Below are 17,043 nucleotides of genomic sequence, written 5' to 3'. Positions count from 1 at the left end.
ATCGCCAGGATGAGCCCCGGGTAAACCGGGTCCATCGGTCTGGGGCAGGGGTGTATCCCGGTCGCGACGTGGCGGATCCGGGCAAGGAAGTCAGGTTTGGATAAGCGGAAGATGGCAGGCAAGGGACCGGGATCAGGCATTCCGGCGCTGAAGATCGGGGCAGTCTTGCTGCTCACGGTGTCGCTTTCGGCCTGCGGTGGCGGCAAAGCTTCAAAGACCGAGTCGCTCGAGGCCCTCAATGCCGAGGAAATCTACCGCAAGGGCGAGCTGGAGCTGGAAACAGCCCGCCGTGCCGGTGATTCCCTGATGTATTTCCAGGAAGTTGAACGGCTTTATCCCTATTCGGAATTCGCCCGACGCGCCCTGATCATGCAGGCTTTCGTCAATCACAAGACGAAGAAATACGAAGAGGCACGCGCCGCGGCGCAACGCTTCCTCGATTTCTACCCAGATGATGAAGATGCGCCCTATGCGGCCTATCTGATGGCGCTCAGCTATTATGATCAGATCGAGGATGTCGGCCGCGACCAGGGCCTGACCTATCAGGCGCTGGTCTCCTTGCGCGATGTGATCGAACGCTATCCGGACAGCGAATACAGCACTTCGGCGATCATGAAATTCGATCTCGCCTTCGACCATCTCGCGGCGAAGGAAATGGAGATCGGGCGCTATTATCTCAAGCGCCGTCACTACACCGCCGCGCTGAACCGCTTCCGCACCGTGGTGCAGGATTACCAGACCACGACGCATACCGCCGAGGCGCTCTATCGTCTGATCGAATGCTATCTGGCGCTTGGGTTCGAAGCCGAGGCACAGACTGCCGGTGCGATACTCGGCTATAACTACCAGTCCTCGCCCTTCTACCAGGACGGCTATGATCTGCTGAAAGGCAAAGGCCTCTCGCCCGAGGTCAAAGGCGACAGCTGGCTGTCGAAGGCTTATCGTCAGATGGTCCGTGGTGAGTGGCTGTAACGGTCGGGCAGGGGGCGTGATGCGTCCCCTCCGATCAAGGCCAGTCCTCAAATGCTGATCCTCTCATGCTGATCTCGCTCGACATTCGCGACATTCTGATCATTGACCGCCTCACGCTGGATCTCGGCGCGGGGCTCAATGTGCTGACCGGCGAGACCGGGGCGGGCAAGTCGATCCTGCTTGATGCGCTTGGCATGGTGCTGGGCTGGAAGGGCCGCGCCGATCTGGTGCGGCAGGGCGCCGACCGGGGCGAGGTCACGGCCATTTTCGATCTGCCCGCCGGGCATCCGGCCCATGCGATCCTTGAAGAGGCCGGCGTGGAAACCGAGGGCGAGCTTATTCTCCGTCGTCTGGCCCATGCCGATGGTCGCCGCCAGGCCTGGGCCAATGACCGCCGCGTCTCGGCCGAGGTGCTGCGGGGCCTGTCGGAAACGCTCGTTGAACTGCACGGTCAGCATGACGATCGCGGGCTCCTGAACCCGCGCGGACACCGGGCCTTGCTCGATCTCTTTGGCAGCCTTGATCTCGCAACCCTGCGCGCGCTCTGGACGGCGCGCCGCAGCGCGCGCGAGGCGATCGCGGCGGCTGAGGCGCAGATTGCCCGGGCCAAGACCGAAGAGGATTTTCTGCGCCATGCGGTGGCCGAGCTGGAAAAGCTCGCGCCCGAACCGGGCGAAGAAGCAGCACTGGATGCGAAGCGGCGGCTGATGCAGGCTGCGGGCCGTATCCGCGAAGATGTCGCCAAGGCGCTTGGGGCGCTGTCGGAAGAGGGCGCCGAGGGCCGGATGCGCGATGCCACCCGCTGGCTCGAGGCGGCGGCTGACAAGGCGGCGGGCCGTCTCGACGAGGCGCTGGCCGCATTGTCCCGCGCGATGATCGAGCTTTCCGAGGCGCAATCCGGGGTGGAGGCTGCGCTTCAGGCGCTGGATTTCGACCCGGCGGCGCTCGAATCTGCCGAAGAGCGGCTCTTCGCGATCCGCGCCGCGTCACGCAAATATGGTATCCCGGCGGATGATCTGGCGCGCCATGCTGTCGATCTCTCCGCCCGTCTCGCGGCGCTTGATGCGGGCGAGGCCGGGCTGGGCCGCCTCGCTGCTGCGCTGGCCAAAGCCGATGCAGATTATCAGGCCGAGGCCGTCCGGATCACAGGCCTGCGGCAGCGGGCGGCCGAGCGGCTCGATGCCGCGATGGCCGCCGAACTCGCGCCGCTGAAGATGGAGCGCGCGGTGTTTCGCAGCGTGATCACCGGCGCAGATCCTGGCCCCGATGGCCAGGATCAGGTCACCTTTACCGTGGCAACCAACCCGGGCGCGCCGCCCGGCCCCCTGAACAAAATCGCCTCCGGGGGCGAGCTGTCGCGCTTCCTCCTCGCGCTGAAAGTCTGCCTGACCGGCGGCGCCACCGGCCTCACGCTGATCTTTGACGAGATCGACCGCGGTGTCGGCGGTGCCACCGCCGATGCGGTCGGCCGGCGCCTGCGCGCTCTGGCAGATGAGGCTCAGGTTCTGGTCGTCACCCATTCGCCCCAGGTCGCGGCCCTTGGCGCACATCACTGGCGGGTGGAAAAGCGGGTCGAAAATAACGTCACCCTCTCGACGGTGGTGGCGCTTTCCGACACCGAGCGCGTCGAGGAAATCGCCCGCATGATCTCGGGTGATACTATTTCTGACGCCGCCCGCGAGGCCGCGCGCAGCCTGATCAGCGCCTGACCTCCCCCTGACGCGAGGTCAGACATGCAGCCCGCAACCAACGGCTTTGCCGGGCTGAGGCTTCTCGCCGCAGTGCCGCGCTGCTATCTTACCACCGGGAGGCCTATATCCTTCGGAGCCAAGACATGACTGCCCTGAAATCCATCCTGACCGCCTGGCGCCTGCCGGTGATCTTGCCCTCGCAAGAGGTTTTCGAGCGCCGGTTGCGCCCGCGGGGCTGAGCCGCCTGGCTGAGGCCGGAACCGGCCATCGGCTTGCAGTGAAGCATGGGGCTCCGGTAAGGCGCGGGCTTGCAGTAAGGCCCGGGCTCGCAGTAAGGAAGGGCACCGCCGCCAACCCTGTGCCCATCGGAGTGCGCCCATGAAAGCCGCCGTCATCACCTTCCCTGGCTCGAATTGCGACCGTGACCTTGCCGTTGCTTTTGAAAAGGCCGGCTTCGATGTCACCCGCGTCTGGCACAAGGACAGCGATCTTCCGGCGGGCACCGATATTGTCGGCATCCCGGGTGGGTTCTCATACGGCGATTACCTGCGCTGCGGCGCCATCGCGGCGCAATCGCCGATCTCGGCGGCGGTCAAAACCCATACCGAGCGCGGCGGTTACGCCATCGGCATCTGCAACGGTTTCCAGATCCTGACCGAGATGCGGCTTTTGCCCGGTGTGCTGATGCGCAACAAGGGCCTGCAATATATCTGCCGCACCATCACTCTGAAGGTCGCGACCACACAGTCGGCCTTTACCGCAAATTACCGGAAAGGCGATGAAATCCGGGTCCCGATCGCGCATCACGACGGCAATTACACCGTGGATGACGCGACGCTGGCGGCGCTGAAGGCCGAGGACCGTATCGCCTTTACCTATGGCGACAATCCGAATGGCGCGATGGGCGATATCGCCGGTGTCCTGTCAGAGAACCGCCGCGTGCTGGGCATGATGCCGCATCCTGAACGCGCTTTCGAGCCGCTGCACGGGTCGAAAGACGGCGCGGCGCTTTTCGCCTCGCTCATGGGCGGGTTGGCGCTGGCCTGACCCCCATCGCCTTGAGGCAACCCCGCGCGGAGCCTATTTTACCGGAATGTTTCGCAGCGAGAGCACACAGCCGAATGACAAGCCACAGGGTCTTCCCTGGCGGGTAAAGCTTGTCATTCTGGCGCTGGTTGTGGCGGCCATTGGCGTGGTGCTGGTCTCGAATCGCTGGCTGACCGAGCGGTTTACCGAAACCAACCGCAACCGTTCCGATGTGCGCCTCGCGCTTTATTCCGGCAACCTTGTCTCGGAATTGCAGCGCACCTCTGTGGTGCCTTTGCTGCTGGCGCGCGACCCCGATCTGATCGCGGCACTGAAAGATGGGAACTTCTCGCGTACCTCTGCGAAACTGATCGCGCTCCAGGCTGAAATCGGTGTGGCGGCGATCCGGCTTCTCGATATCGATGGCCGCGTGGTGGGGGCGACCAACCGCAATATCCTGGGGGCGAACTTCCGTCAGGAAGGTTATTTCGTTGATGCGCAACGCACCAATGAGACGATCTTTACCTCAAGCCCGCGTGAATCGGGCGGCTATGATTTCAGCTACAGCCGGGCGATCCGCTCGGATGGCAAGATCCTCGGCGTCATCGTCGTCTCGGTCGATCTCCTGAAATATGAGCGCGCCTGGTCGGGGCTGAATGATGCGGTGGTGGTCACGAATTCCGAAGGCACCGTCATTCTGACCACGGTGCCCTCCTGGCGCGGCCGCCCGCTGAATGAGGCCATGGCGCGCGGCGAGCCGCTCAGCGCGCTTGAACGCGCGATCCAGGCCTCGACTGACTGGGCGCGGCCGCGCACCGACGCCTGGATGCAGGGCGATCCGGTGATGAAGACCGAGGCGCGTATTCCGTTCCGCGGCTGGCGCATCGTGACCTTCACCGATTACACCCAGGTCCGCGAAAGGGTGAACGGCATTCTCGCGCTTGAGATCATGGGGTTCGCGATCCTGATGTCGATTGCGTTTTATTTCCTGACGCGGCGGGCCTGGTCGCGCTCCTGGTCGCTGGCCCGCGAATCGGCGGAACTGCGGGCGCTGAATGTACGGCTGCAACGCGAGATCGCCGAGCGCGAAAAGGTCGAGGCGAACCTCCAGGTTGCCGAGCAGACGCTGGAGCAATCGTCGAAACTGGCGGTTCTGGGCGAGATGTCTGCCGCAGTCAGCCATGAGCTGAACCAGCCTCTGGCCGCGATGAAGACCTATCTCGCGGGCGCGCGGCTTTTGTTGCAGCGCAAACGGCCGGAAGAGGCGCTGTCGTCGTTCCAGCGGATCGATGATCTGATCGACCGGATGGGATCTATCACCCGCCAGCTGAAATCCTATGCCCGCAAAGGCGGCGAGGCTTTCGAGCCGGTGGACCTGCGCGCCTGTGTCTCCTCGGCGCTGGCGATGATGGAGCCGCAGCTGAAAAGCCGCGTCGTCAAGATCGTGCGCGGCATGCCGCGCCAGCCCGTCATGGTGATGGCTGACCGGATCCGGCTGGAACAGGTGATCATCAATCTCCTCCGCAACGCGCTCGACGCGCTGCGCGAAGTCGAAAAGCCGCAGATCGAACTTCTGCTCGCCGCAGGCGAGACGGCGACACTGACGGTGCGCGACAATGGGCCGGGGATCATCGATCTCGATAATCTGTTCGAGCCTTTCTACACGACGAAGAAACCCGGTGAGGGCGTGGGGCTGGGCCTCGCGATCTCGTCCGGGATTGTGACCGATCTGGGCGGCCGGCTGACCGCCCATAATGGCGAAGCGCAGGATGGGGCGCAGGGAGGCGCTGTCTTCGAGATGCAGCTCCCGATCCTTGGCGACGCAAGACAAGCAGCAGAATGAGGTCAATATGGCACGCGCGATGAAAGTGGCGATCGTGGATGACGAGGCGGATATGCGCGCCTCGATCAGCCAATGGCTGGCGCTCTCGGGCTTTGACACCGAGACCTATCCTTCGGCGGAAGATGCGCTGAAATCCATCGGCGCGGATTTTTCCGGCGTCGTGGTGTCGGATATCAAGATGCCCGGCATGGATGGGATGGCGTTTCTGAAGAAACTGATGAGCCTCGATTCCGGTTTGCCGGTGATCATGATCACCGGGCATGGCGATGTGCCGATGGCGGTGGAGGCGATGCGGGTCGGCGCCTTCGATTTCCTGGAAAAGCCGTTCAACCCGGACCGGATGACGGAACTGGCGAAGAAGGCGACCCATGCACGGCGGATGACGCTGGACAGCCGGGCGCTGCGCCGCGAGCTGGCCGATGGTACCACGATCATGCAAAAGCTGGTCGGTACCTCGCCCGCGATGGAGCGGCTGCGCGAGGATATCCTCGATCTCGGCCAGGCCGACAGCCATGTGCTGATCGATGGCGAGACCGGCACCGGCAAAACCCTTGTCGCCCATGCGCTGCATGCGGTGGGGCCGCGCGCGTCGAAGAAATTCGTGACGATCTCCTGCGCGGCCTGGTCCGAGGATCAGCTTTCCGCCAAACTCTTTGGTCCGGGCGAGGATGGCGCGATCCCGCTGGTCGAAGAGGCACGGGGCGGCACATTGCTGCTGGAAGATATCGAGGCACTGAGCCAGGGGCTGCAGGCGCGGCTTCTGACCTTCATCAACGATCAGGGCCTGCCGCCCGAAACCCGGATCATTGCGATCCGCAACCAGCAGGCGCAGGATCTGACGCTGGAACAGGCTTTGCGCCCCGATCTCTTTTACCGGCTCGGCGCAATGACCATCGTATTGCCGCCTTTGCGGGCGCGCGGCGAGGATATCCTTCAGCTCTTCACCCGGCTTTCGGAGCAGTTTTCCGAAGAATATGGCTGCGACGCGCCCCAGGTCACCGCGCAGGAGGCCGCGCAGCTGTTGCAGGCGCCCTGGCCGGGCAATGTGCGCCAGCTGGTGAATATCGCGGAACGCGCGGTCTTGCAGAACCGTCGCGGCTCCGGCTCGATTGCATCCCTGCTGATGGCCGATAACGAAGCCTCGGGCCCGGCGATGACCACCGAAGGCAAGCCGCTGAAGGAATATGTTGAAGCGTTTGAGCGGATGCTGATCGACAATACGATGCGCCGCCATAAGGGCTCGATCGTGGCCGTGATGGAAGAGCTGTGCCTGCCGCGCCGCACGCTGAATGAGAAAATGGCGAAGTATAACCTGCAGCGTTCGGATTATACCTGAACGCCGCGCGCTTTACCGGCTGCGGATGCCTCTGGCGGAGGTATTTGGATCTGGGGAATGCAAACTTCCTCTTGATTTAAATACCCCGGGGGAGGCGCCAGGCACGCGCGACGGGGGCTCTGCCCCCTCTCTTTGGGCAGGTGTCATATGCCGGGCGAGAGATTTTCATTGCCCTTCAGTCAGCTTTGATCGTAAGTTGCCCGCTATGGCCGTTTTGTAACGGTCAAAGAAATTCTCTCCCCTTTGCGGGGCATGGCGCGGCGTTCCGCGCCGCCTCATGACCGGGAGCCGGATCGGCCGTAAGGCTGTGCACATTGCCAGATGGACCAGCGCTTCCCCATGAAGTGCCTGTCTGGCCAGTAAGGTGGGGGCCTGAACCCCCAGGACGTAACCGCGATGAGGCGCGTGAGCAGTGTAACGATTGGCGATACCGGCACCTGTTGCCGGCTGAGCCCGTTCGCGCCCGCCGTCTGCGCTCAGACAAGCCGCCCCGAACCGTATGATCTGCTCTCCGGCCCTGTCTCAGGGCCGCCGGGGGCCTTTATGCCACCGGGGCGCAATGGAAAAACATGGCTAAGAAGATGCTTATCGACGCCACCCATCCCGAGGAGACCCGGGTTGTTGTGGTGGACGGAAACAAAGTTGAAGAATTTGACTTTGAAACAATAAACAAGCGCCAGCTCGCGGGGAATATCTACCTCGCCAAGGTGACGCGGGTGGAGCCTTCGCTCCAGGCGGCCTTTGTGGATTATGGTGGAAACCGCCACGGCTTCCTCGCTTTTGCCGAGATCCATCCGGATTACTATCAGATCCCGGTTGCGGACCGCCAGGCGCTCCTCGCCGAAGAACGCGCTATGGCGCGTGAGGAAGAGGAAGAGGACAATCGTCGTGCCCGCCGCCGCAAGCCGGCACCGCGGGCTGAACGCGCGCCCGCCGATCCCAGCGTTTCGGCGCCGGTGGCAGGTGAGGCTGCGGCCTCGCACAGCGAGATGGATGTGATCGATCTCTCGGCCGGTGAGGGCGAGGAGGGCGCTTCCGCTCTTGCGGTTGCTGAGGGCCTGGCCTCGACCGGGCCCGATGCTGTCGCGCCGTCCGAACGGGCTGCGGTCGAACAGGCTGCCGGTGAAAGTGATGCCGGTGAAGCTGATGCGGGCGAAGACGATGCGGGCGACGAGGCCCGTGGCGATGACGCGCCTGCGGATGGTCATGAAGATCATGATCACAGCGACCATGATCATGGCGATCATGACCATCACGCCGCTGCCAGTGCAGATGAGATCGAGACCATTGCGGAAGAGGATGTCTCGGAAGAGATCGCCGCCCCGCGCCGGTCGCGCCTGCGCAAATACAAGATCCAGGAAGTGGTCAAGGTCCGGCAGATCATGCTGGTCCAGGTCGTCAAGGAAGAGCGCGGCAACAAGGGTGCTGCTCTGACCACCTATCTCTCGCTTGCCGGGCGTTACTGCGTGCTGATGCCGAATACTGCGCGTGGCGGTGGCATCTCGCGCAAGATCACCCAGGCGGCCGACCGTAAGAAGCTGAAGGAAATCGCGGGCGAGCTGGAGGTGCCGGAAGGCGCGGGCCTGATCATCCGCACCGCCGGGGCCAAGCGCACCAAGCCGGAAATCCGGCGCGATTATGAATATCTGATGCGGCTCTGGGAACAGATCCGCGATCTGACTTTGCGCTCGGTTGCGCCTGCCGCGATCTATGAGGAAGGCGATCTGATCAAGCGCACCATCCGCGATCTCTATAGCCGCGAGATCGACGAGGTGCTGGTTGAGGGTGAGGCGGGCTACCGTTCCGCCAAAGACTTCATGCGGATGATCATGCCGGCGCATGCGAAACAGGTGAAGCTCTATAACGAGCCGATGCCGCTTTTCGCGCGCTTCCAGGTCGAGAGCTATCTCGGCGGCATGTTCAATCCGGTCGTGCAGCTGAAATCCGGCGGCTACATCGTCATCGGCATCACCGAGGCGCTGGTCGCCATCGACGTGAACTCGGGCCGCGCGACGAAAGAGGGATCCATCGAGGATACCGCGCTCAAGACCAACCTTGAGGCCTGTGACGAGGTCGCCCGCCAGCTGCGTCTGCGCGATCTGGCCGGGCTGATCGTGATCGACTTCATCGACATGGAAGAGCGTCGCAACAACGCCTCGGTCGAGAAGCGGCTGAAAGACCGGCTGAAAACCGACCGTGCGCGGATCCAGGTTGGCCGGATCTCGGGCTTTGGCCTGATGGAAATGTCGCGCCAGCGGCTGCGTCCGGGGATGCTGGAATCGACCACGCAGCCCTGCTCGCATTGCCATGGCACCGGGCTGATCCGTTCGGATGACAGCATGGCCCTGACGATCCTGCGCGCGCTGGAAGAAGAGGGCACGCGCAAGCGCTCGAAAGAGGTGCTGCTGAAGGCGCCGATTGGCATCGTCAACTACCTCTTTAACCATAAGCGCGAACATATCGGGCTGATCGAATCCCGCTACGGTATGGCGGTGCGGATGGAGGCCGATCCGGCGCTCGTCTCGCCCGATTTCGAGCTGGAGAAGTTCAAGACCGCGACCCGCAGCCTGCCCGAGCCGAGCCAGGTCATCTCTGGCCATGCCGGGTTGATGGGCGATCTGGTCGAGGAAGAAGATGAGGATCTGGTCGACGAGATCCTGGACGAGGAAGAAGAGGTCGCGGAAGAGGCAGTTGCGGTTGCAGCGCCAGTCCGGGCCGAGCCTGCGGCGGAAGGCGGAGAAGGGGGCGGCAAGAAGAAGCGCCGTCGTCGTCGCCGTCGTCGGGGTGGCCGTGATGGTCAGGGCGCCGAGGGCAGCTCTGATGCGGGCGACGAGTCGGATGAAGAAGGCTCGGATGAGGATGACGCTGACGGCACCGATGCAGAGGTTGCAGCCGGTGACGTGAGCGAGGCAGTGGCGCCAGAAGCCGCAGCGCCGGCGAAACCGAAGCGGGCGACGCGGTCGCGGTCGAAATCTGCGGCGGCAAAGGCAGCTGCAGCGGCGGCCGATGCGGCAGAGACTGTGGTAGTTGTGGCTGATAAGGCTGTGTCCGACACGGTTGTGGCTGAAACCGCTGTGACTGATCCGGTCGTGGCTGGCGAAGCTGTGGCGTCTGAGGCAGAGGCTCCTGCCACCGCCCCGGCACCAAAGCGCCGCAGCCGGGCGAAAGCCAGCACAGCGGTTGTCGGGGAAGAAGCCGCGCCTGAGGCTGTCGCTTCTGAGCCGGCCGCCGCGAAGAAGCCCGCGCGCAGCCGCGCAGCGGCGAAGCCGAAAGCCGCAAGCAGCCGTTCGCGGTCGAAGAAGGCCGATGAGGCCGAGGTCGCAGTGGTTGACGTTGCGGGGGCTCAGGTTGCAGCGGTTGAGGCCGCACCGGCGGAAGCCACGCCCGAGGCGCCCGCAGGTGGCCCGGCTGAGGCTTCTCCGGCACCGGTCCCGGCGAGGATGGCGGCAGATCCTGGTATTGCCGGTGTGGCGGATGCGGGTGAGGCCCCGGTCGCTGATGCGGGTCAGTCCGGTCTGGCCGATGACGCGGATGGCGATGATGACCGCCCGCGCAAAAAGGGCTGGTGGTCGCAGGGCCGCTGATCCGCGCAGAGATTAAAAAAGGGGGCCGCCAGGCCCCCTTTTTCTTTGCCGCCCGGTCTTTGCTGCCCGGTCTTTGCCATCCAGTCTTTATCTGCGGGGGGGGGCGTCACCATTTCTGGAAGATGAAGAACGCGCCAAGAGCGATCAGGCTGAAGCCGATCAGATGGTTCCAGCCAAGGGATTCCTTGAGATAGAGCACCGAAAACGCCGCAAAAACCGCGAGGGTGATCACCTCCTGGATGGTCTTGAGCTGGGCTGCGTTGAAATAGGTGTAGCCAATGCGGTTCGCCGGAACCATCAGGCAGTATTCAAAGAAGGCGACGCCCCAGGAGATAAGAATGACCTTGAACATCGGCATTGAGGCGCCGTCTTTCAGATGGCCATACCAGGCGTAGGTCATGAAGATATTCGAGGCGATCAGCAAAAGGACCGTCACCAGGGGAACGGGAAGATTGAGCATGTCTGACACCGGAGATGCGGAGGAGGTTCCGGCTGACCCTATTGCTCGGCCCGAGGCATCGGAAGGGGGATTCGCGCGGGCCTTCGCCGGGCAAAATCGCGGGCTGGCGAAAACTCCTGCGGCAAGCGGGAAAGCGACAACTCTGTCTTGCGAATGCGGCTCAGATCAAAATAATGTTCTCTTCGAAGGGGTTGCACCTTTTTGCGGCAGGAATGATATTCCGTTCAGCTCGCGGCGGGCTTTTCGCGCCGTGTTTCATTTTCTGAAGGCTGACCCCATGTCGTTGTTTTCCCTGTCCCGCCGTGCGGCCCTTACGCTTGCCGCTGCCGCTCTTATGTCCCCCGCGCTTTCTCCGGCGGCTTTCGCGGATAATGCCGCGCTGAAGGTGGGGATTATGGGGGGCGAGGATGAAGCGGTCTGGGCCGTGGTCGCGGAACAGGCGAAGCCGCTGGGCCTCGATATCTCGACGGTGATCTTCAACGATTATACCCAGCCGAATGAGGCGCTGGCCCGCAATGAGATCGACGCCAATGCCTTCCAGCATCTGCCCTATCTCGAAGCGCAGATCGCCGCACATGGCTATGAGATCATCCCGGAGATCGACACCGCGATCTTCCCGATCGGCGTCTATTCGAAGAAACATGGCTCGCTGGCAGAGCTGCCGGACGGCGCAGTGATCGGCGTGCCGAACGACCCGTCGAATGGCGGTCGCGCGCTCAAGGTGCTGGAGCAGCTGGGCCTGATCAAGGTCAACCCGGAAGCCGGTATTCTGGCCACTGTGATCGACGTGACCGAGAACTCGAAAAACCTCGACCTGCGCGAGCTGGATGCCGGTGTGGTCGGGCGCGCGATTGACGACCTTGACGCGGCGGTGGTCAATACCGACTGGGCGGCCAAGGCTGACCTGCTCGACAACCGGATCGCCGAGGAATCGGGTGTAAACAACCCCTATACCAATTTCATCGCGATCCGCACCGCTGACAAAGATGCAGAATGGGTTGCGAAACTGCGCGAAGCCTTCCAGTCCGACGCGGTCAAAGCGGCTTATGCCGATGCTTATAAGGGCGCGGCAGTTCCCGCCTGGTAAGAATTGGGTTATGTGACACCGATCAGGGCGCCCGGATCAGCTCCGGGCGCCCTGACTGATTGAAGGAGCGGTGCCGATGGGGCAGGCGGGGAAAGTGGCGGGCGCGGATGTACCGGCGGTGCAGCTTGACCATGTGGTCAGGCGGTTCAATGACCGGCCGGCGCTGGATGATATATCGCTGACGCTGGGACGGGGCGAGATCGTCGGGCTGATCGGGCGCTCAGGCGCGGGGAAGTCGACGCTGATCCGCTGCCTGAACGGGCTTGACCGGCCGCAGGCGGGGCGCGTTGTGATCGATGGCACCGATATCTCGACGCTGTCGGAGCAGGCGCTGAACCCGGTGCGTCGCCGCATCGGGATGATTTTCCAGCATTTCAATTTGTTATCTGCGAAAACTGTTGCCGAGAATGTCGCGCTGCCGCTGAAGATCGCCGGCGTGGCCCGCGCCGCCCGGATGAAACGCGTTATGGAATTGCTGGATCTTGTGGGCCTGGCCGACAAGGCTAACGCCTATCCGGCGCAGCTTTCGGGCGGGCAGAAGCAGCGGATCGGCATCGCGCGGGCGCTGGCGCCCGAGCCGCTTTTGCTTTTGTCGGATGAGGCGACCTCGGCGCTCGATCCCGAGACCACGCAACAGATCCTGACGCTTTTGAAAGATGTGAACCGCCAGCTCGGACTGACGATCCTGATGATCACCCATGAGATGGAGGTGGTGCGCCAGATCGCCCATCGCGTCCTCGTGCTGGATGCGGGCCGGATCGTCGAGGAAGGCCCGGTGGCCAGGGTGCTCGCCAGTCCTCAGACCGACACCACCCGCAGCCTTTTGCGTGGCCTCTCGCCGGTCTTGCCGGCGGATCTGGTGGCGCAGATCGCACCCGAAGGGGATCAGGCGCTGATCCGCGTTGATGTCTACGGGCCCGATGCCCGCCGCCCGCTTCTGGCCGGGGTCGAGGCGATCACGGGACAGCCCGCGCGGCTGCTGCATGGCGGGTTGAATGATGTTCAGGGCGAGCCTTATGGCAGGCTTTTTCTCGCACTTGGGACCAATGATCAGGACAAGCTGGCCGCAGTGGTGGCAAAGCTGAAACCGGAAACGACCGCAATTGAGGTGCTCGGCTATGTCCCCGCAACTGTTTGAGACGCTGCTGGGCTGGGCGATGACGCGGCCGATGTTCGACCTGCTGGTCAAGGGCATGTGGGAGACGGTGGTGATGACCGGCGTCTCTGGCGCGCTGTCTTTCGTGATCGGCCTGCCTCTGGCACTGATCCTCGTGACGACCGACAAGGGCGGTATCTTTCAGAACCTGCTGATCAACCGGAGCCTTGGCTGGCTGGTCAATGCGCTGCGCTCGGTGCCGTTCATCATCCTGCTGGTGGCGGCGATCCCGCTGACGCGGCTGATCGTGGGCACCGCCATCGGGATCAGCGCGGCGATTGTGCCGCTGACACTGGCGGCGGCGCCCTATTTCGCACGTGTGGCCGAAGTGTCCCTGCGCGAGGTCGACCGCGCTTTGATCGACGCCGCCCGCGCGATGGGGGCGACGCGGATGACGATCCTGCGCGATGTGCTGATCCCCGAGGCGCTGCCTGGCATTGTTTCGGGCTTTACCGTGACCATGGTGACGCTGATCGGCGCCTCTGCAATGGCGGGGGCCGTCGGGGCCGGCGGGCTTGGCGATATCGCGATCCGCTATGGCTATCAGCGGTTCGAGACGGCGATTATGGTCGCGGTCGTGATCATCCTGATCGTGATGGTGTCGATCATGCAATGGGCCGGAGATGCGCTGGCACGGCGCATCGACCACCGCTGAGTGAGAGCTTACAGGCTGATGCGCTTTGAACAGCGCATCAGAAACGGCGCTTGCAGATGACTGCAGATGACCGGTGCGGCAGATTGAAATGGCGCGGATATACAAATGAAAACAGCGGCCTCTGGCCGCTTTCTCACATCACATCTTAGAGGATGATCCTGGACTGGAGCGGGCGAGGCGATTCGAACGCCCGACCCTAACCTTGGCAAGGTTATGCTCTACCCCTGAGCTACGCCCGCAACCGGTCCGGATGGCGGTGATCTAACCTTGCCTGCGCCGGGGCGCAAGAGGGGAAATGTAAAAATCTGTGACCTTGCGCAAAAACAGCGGCTAAGCCGTTGCGAAGGCAGGTTAAACCTCGGAGGGCGCGCCGCCTTCGAACCGGTTCTCGGCCTGGTAGGAACAGGGCGCCTCCTGCATCTGGAGATGCAGTTTCTCGCCGTTATAGGGATGGGCGCGGGCAAGATCCTCGTCGAAATCAATGCCGAGGCCGGGGCCTTCTGGGGGCAGGATATAGCCATTTTCCCAGCGGATGGTGTTTTTGATCAGGCGCTGATGGAAGGCGCCGCCGGTCTCGATGGTCTCAACCAGCAAAAGATTGGGAATGGTGACGCCGAGATGGATATTCGCCGCCCATTCCACCGGCCCGGCATAGAGATGCGGCGCGATTTCGGCATTATAGACCTCGGCAATGGCTGCGACTTTTCGGCCCTCGGATATACCGCCAAGCCGGCCAAGCGCCGGTTGCAGGATCCGCACACCGCCGGCGCGTAAAAGCGTGGCGAATTCGGTCTTGGTGGTCAGCCGCTCGCCGGTGGCAAGCGGAATGCGGACCTGCTTCGCGACCTCGGCGAATTCCAGAAGATTGTCGGGCGGGATCGGCTCCTCATACCAGAGCGGGTTCCAGGGCTCGAGCTCGCGGCCAAGGCGGATGGCGCCTTCGGTGGTGAACTGGCCATGGGTTCCGAACAGCAGATCGGCGCGGTCGCCAACCGCTTCGCGGATGGTTTTGCAAAAAGCGACCGAGCGCGAGATGTCGGACAGAGCGGGTTGATGGCCGCCGCGGATCGTATAGGGGCCGGCGGGGTCGAATTTCAGCGCGGTGAAGCCCTGCTCGACATAGTGCAAAGCCGCCTCGGCCTGCTGGTCGGGACTGGCCCAGAATTCGGTCGGGTCCTGGCCTGAACCGGGGTAGATATAGGTGTAAGAGCGCAGGCGATCATTCATTCGCCCGCCATTCAGCGCCCAGACCGGGCGGTTGCGCGCCTTGCCGATAATGTCCCAGCAGGCGATCTCAAGCCCTGAAAAGGCGCCCATGACGGTGAGATCGGGGCGCTGTGTGAAGCCCGAGGAATAGGCGCGGCGATACATCAGCTCGATATTTTCGGGGTTTTCGCCCTGCATATGGCGGGTGAAGACGTCTTCGATGACGGCCTTCATCGCTTTGGGACCGACGCTCGAGGCGTAGCATTCGCCATATCCGGTGATGCCGCAGCGCGTGGTGAGTTTCGGAAAGATCCAGTAGCGGCCGCCCCAGCCGGGGGCGGGCGGGGCGACAACGAAAATTTCCAGGTCTTGCAGGATCATCACTGGTGTCTCCTGGTTGGGGAGCGCCAGGGGTTTTACGCCCCCGGACCCCCGTGGAGTATCTGGATCAGGAGGAAGGTAGCAGGGATTTCTTCAGGAGGTTTGATGGTTTGCGACGAGGGGGCGTCGGGATCAGGGGATGAGGGCGGTGATCCGGTGCAGGAGGTCGGCGGTCTCTTTCGGTCTGGCGAAGAACGGGGCAAGACCGCAGGCGAGGGAGAAACGGTGATCGGGCGGGACAGCACCGGCCATGGTGTGCTGGAAGGCGGGTGGGATGGCGCGGTCGTTTTCGCAGGTGATGGCGAAGCGCGGCAGGCTTTGTGAGCGCGCGGTGAGACGGATCGGGGTTTCCTGCGGCGCAATGGATTCGGGCGCCATATGGCGGGCGGCAAGAGCCTGGGTCTCTGGCGGGCAGTCGTGGAAGAACAGGGGCGTCAGGCTTTCGGGGGCGAAGCTGTAGCTGCCGGTGCCGTGATCGATTCTGAGGGCGGGGCGCAGTGGTTGTTCGCTCTGGCTGCGGCGGCGTGAGGCGACGGAACTGCCGTTCCCGGGGATATAGGCGCAGAGCCAGATGAGGGCCTGGATTTTGGCCGGATCGGTTTCGGCCGCGGCGGTGATCGGAAAGCCGCCGGCGGAATGGCCTACGAGGAGAGTGGGTCCGGTGAGGCTGTCGCAGATCGCCCGCGCCTGGTCGCTGAGGCTGGTCCCTGGGCCGCGCGGCAGGTCGATTGCGCGGGCGCTGTGGCCGTAACCGGCCAGGGCTTCGGTCAGCCAGGGCCAGCACCAGGCACCAAAGCCCGAGCCGTGGACCAGCAGAAAGTCAGCCATGCCCGATCCGGGTCAGGAAATCGCGGATCGCATCGGCATAGTCATCGGGCTTTTCGGCCAGGGGAATATGGCCGGCGCCCCGGATCAGACGGAACTGGTGACCGGGGATCAGATCGGCGGTCTCGCGCACCAGATCGACGGGGGTGGCGCCGTCATGGCTGCCGGCGATCACCAGGGTCGGGAGCCGCAGCGTCGCGGTGGTCTCGTAGAAATCGGTGCCGGCAATGGCGCTGGCGCAGCCGGCCCAGCCCTCAGGGGATGTCGCGAGGAAGCGGGTGCTGAGACCGGCAAGGGCCGGGCTTTCGCGCCAGTTGCGGCCCAGCCAGCGTTCCATCGTGGCGTCATGCAGGGCGGCGAGCCCTGCGCGGCGCACCAGCGCGATACGGTCCTGCCATTGCGAGGCGATACCGATACGGGCGGCGGTGTTCGACAGCACGAGGCCCCGCACGAGATCGAGCCGTTTCACCGCCAGGCCCTGGGCGATCAGGCCCCCGATCGAAAGGCCGATCACCACGCAGTCTTTCAGACCGCAATGCCCGATCAGCCGTTCAGTGTCCTGGATCAGCGCGCCCATCTTATAGGGCGCGGGCGGGCAGTCGCTGGCGCCATGGCCGCGCAGATCGAAACTTAGAATGCGGTGCCGGGGCAGGCGGTCGATCAGCGGTTGCCAGATCTCATTGCTGAGGCCAAGCGCGTGGAGCAGCACCAGAGGCGGGCCGTCCTCGGGGCCGGTGAGGCTGGCATTGAGACGCAGATCGGGCAGGTAGATGAGGGGCATGTTCGATATCTGTAATTATTTTCCGGAAATCCGGCGGTCG

Annotated in this window: 13 protein-coding genes and 1 tRNA gene; 9 read left to right on the top strand and 5 right to left on the bottom strand. The window is 63.5% G+C overall.

The genetic code is table 11. The features are described 5' to 3' along the window. The first annotated feature begins 111 nt into the window (after positions 1 to 111). From QNO18_RS15255 to QNO18_RS15230, 6 genes are all read left to right on the top strand, one after another. Entirely contained in the window at positions 112 to 972 is an 861-nt protein-coding gene (locus tag QNO18_RS15255; protein ID WP_198838888.1) for an outer membrane protein assembly factor BamD, read from the top strand. Positions 973 to 1,037: 65 nt separating this feature from the next. Beyond that, positions 1,038 to 2,681, top strand: a complete 1,644-nt coding sequence (gene recN, locus QNO18_RS15250) for a DNA repair protein RecN (RefSeq protein ID WP_283178355.1) — start codon at positions 1,038 to 1,040, stop codon at positions 2,679 to 2,681. A gap of 360 nt (positions 2,682 to 3,041) precedes the next feature. Beyond that, the gene (purQ, locus tag QNO18_RS15245; protein WP_283178354.1) at positions 3,042 to 3,710 is read left to right on the top strand and encodes a phosphoribosylformylglycinamidine synthase subunit PurQ; all 669 of its coding nucleotides are present in this window, start codon (positions 3,042 to 3,044) and stop codon (positions 3,708 to 3,710) included. Positions 3,711 to 3,756: 46 nt separating this feature from the next. Then, positions 3,757 to 5,532: an ATP-binding protein gene (locus QNO18_RS15240; protein WP_283178353.1), complete on the top strand. Its 1,776-nt coding sequence runs from the start codon at positions 3,757 to 3,759 to the stop codon at positions 5,530 to 5,532. A gap of 7 nt (positions 5,533 to 5,539) precedes the next feature. Further along, the gene (locus tag QNO18_RS15235) at positions 5,540 to 6,868 is read left to right on the top strand and encodes a sigma-54 dependent transcriptional regulator (protein ID WP_092901798.1); all 1,329 of its coding nucleotides are present in this window, start codon (positions 5,540 to 5,542) and stop codon (positions 6,866 to 6,868) included. Positions 6,869 to 7,437: 569 nt separating this feature from the next. Next, positions 7,438 to 10,452: a ribonuclease E/G gene (locus QNO18_RS15230; protein ID WP_283178352.1), complete on the top strand. Its 3,015-nt coding sequence runs from the start codon at positions 7,438 to 7,440 to the stop codon at positions 10,450 to 10,452. Positions 10,453 to 10,558: 106 nt separating this feature from the next. On the opposite strand, the gene QNO18_RS15225 is transcribed toward QNO18_RS15230, so the two are convergent. Beyond that, complete coding sequence (locus QNO18_RS15225; RefSeq protein ID WP_092898379.1) at positions 10,559 to 10,912, bottom strand: DMT family protein; 354 nt, start codon at positions 10,910 to 10,912, stop codon at positions 10,559 to 10,561. A gap of 277 nt (positions 10,913 to 11,189) precedes the next feature. Between QNO18_RS15225 and QNO18_RS15220 the strand changes: the two genes are divergently transcribed. The 3 genes from QNO18_RS15220 (at position 11,190) to QNO18_RS15210 (ending at position 13,810) form a co-directional block, all read left to right on the top strand. Then, positions 11,190 to 11,999 (top strand): MetQ/NlpA family ABC transporter substrate-binding protein, encoded by an 810-nt coding sequence (locus QNO18_RS15220; RefSeq protein WP_283178351.1) that lies wholly within the window; start codon positions 11,190 to 11,192, stop codon positions 11,997 to 11,999. 76 nt (positions 12,000 to 12,075) lie between these two features. Next, the gene (locus QNO18_RS15215; RefSeq protein ID WP_283178350.1) at positions 12,076 to 13,137 is read left to right on the top strand and encodes an ATP-binding cassette domain-containing protein; all 1,062 of its coding nucleotides are present in this window, start codon (positions 12,076 to 12,078) and stop codon (positions 13,135 to 13,137) included. 19 nt (positions 13,138 to 13,156) lie between these two features. Continuing rightward, a complete protein-coding gene (locus tag QNO18_RS15210) occupies positions 13,157 to 13,810 on the top strand; it encodes a methionine ABC transporter permease (RefSeq protein ID WP_283178815.1) in 654 nt (217 codons plus the stop codon). Positions 13,811 to 13,974: 164 nt separating this feature from the next. On the opposite strand, the gene QNO18_RS15205 is transcribed toward QNO18_RS15210, so the two are convergent. The 4 genes from QNO18_RS15205 to QNO18_RS15190 form a co-directional block, all read right to left on the bottom strand. Further along, positions 13,975 to 14,049 (bottom strand) — tRNA-Gly (locus QNO18_RS15205). Positions 14,050 to 14,161: 112 nt separating this feature from the next. Further along, positions 14,162 to 15,397: a mandelate racemase/muconate lactonizing enzyme family protein gene (locus QNO18_RS15200; protein WP_283178349.1), complete on the bottom strand. Its 1,236-nt coding sequence runs from the start codon at positions 15,395 to 15,397 to the stop codon at positions 14,162 to 14,164. A 132-nt stretch (positions 15,398 to 15,529) separates the two neighbouring features. Beyond that, on the bottom strand, positions 15,530 to 16,225 hold the full coding sequence (locus QNO18_RS15195) for an alpha/beta fold hydrolase (RefSeq protein ID WP_283178348.1): 696 nt from the start codon (positions 16,223 to 16,225) through the stop codon (positions 15,530 to 15,532). After that, a complete protein-coding gene (locus QNO18_RS15190; protein WP_283178347.1) occupies positions 16,218 to 17,003 on the bottom strand; it encodes an alpha/beta fold hydrolase in 786 nt (261 codons plus the stop codon). The genes QNO18_RS15195 and QNO18_RS15190 overlap by 8 nt, the downstream gene beginning before the upstream one ends. Positions 17,004 to 17,043 lie beyond the last annotated feature (40 nt).

The organism is Gemmobacter sp. 24YEA27 (assembly GCF_030052995.1).
Taxonomy (GTDB): Bacteria; Pseudomonadota; Alphaproteobacteria; order Rhodobacterales; family Rhodobacteraceae; genus Pseudogemmobacter.
This window is presented reverse-complemented; position numbering and strand designations above follow the sequence as displayed.

Excerpts from the sequence above, each read along its gene's own strand:
- QNO18_RS15255 (WP_198838888.1), top strand. The coding sequence starts at position 112 with ATGGCAGGCAAGGGACCGGGATCAGGCATTCCGGCGCTGAAGATCGGG.
- recN (WP_283178355.1), top strand. The coding sequence starts at position 1,038 with ATGCTGATCTCGCTCGACATTCGCGACATTCTGATCATTGACCGCCTC.
- purQ (WP_283178354.1), top strand. The coding sequence starts at position 3,042 with ATGAAAGCCGCCGTCATCACCTTCCCTGGCTCGAATTGCGACCGTGAC.
- QNO18_RS15240 (WP_283178353.1), top strand. The coding sequence starts at position 3,757 with ATGTTTCGCAGCGAGAGCACACAGCCGAATGACAAGCCACAGGGTCTT.
- QNO18_RS15235 (WP_092901798.1), top strand. The coding sequence starts at position 5,540 with ATGGCACGCGCGATGAAAGTGGCGATCGTGGATGACGAGGCGGATATG.
- QNO18_RS15230 (WP_283178352.1), top strand. The coding sequence starts at position 7,438 with ATGGCTAAGAAGATGCTTATCGACGCCACCCATCCCGAGGAGACCCGG.
- QNO18_RS15225 (WP_092898379.1), bottom strand. The coding sequence starts at position 10,912 with ATGCTCAATCTTCCCGTTCCCCTGGTGACGGTCCTTTTGCTGATCGCC.
- QNO18_RS15220 (WP_283178351.1), top strand. The coding sequence starts at position 11,190 with ATGTCGTTGTTTTCCCTGTCCCGCCGTGCGGCCCTTACGCTTGCCGCT.
- QNO18_RS15215 (WP_283178350.1), top strand. The coding sequence starts at position 12,076 with ATGGGGCAGGCGGGGAAAGTGGCGGGCGCGGATGTACCGGCGGTGCAG.
- QNO18_RS15210 (WP_283178815.1), top strand. The coding sequence starts at position 13,157 with ATGACGCGGCCGATGTTCGACCTGCTGGTCAAGGGCATGTGGGAGACG.
- QNO18_RS15200 (WP_283178349.1), bottom strand. The coding sequence starts at position 15,397 with ATGATCCTGCAAGACCTGGAAATTTTCGTTGTCGCCCCGCCCGCCCCC.
- QNO18_RS15195 (WP_283178348.1), bottom strand. The coding sequence starts at position 16,225 with ATGGCTGACTTTCTGCTGGTCCACGGCTCGGGCTTTGGTGCCTGGTGC.
- QNO18_RS15190 (WP_283178347.1), bottom strand. The coding sequence starts at position 17,003 with ATGCCCCTCATCTACCTGCCCGATCTGCGTCTCAATGCCAGCCTCACC.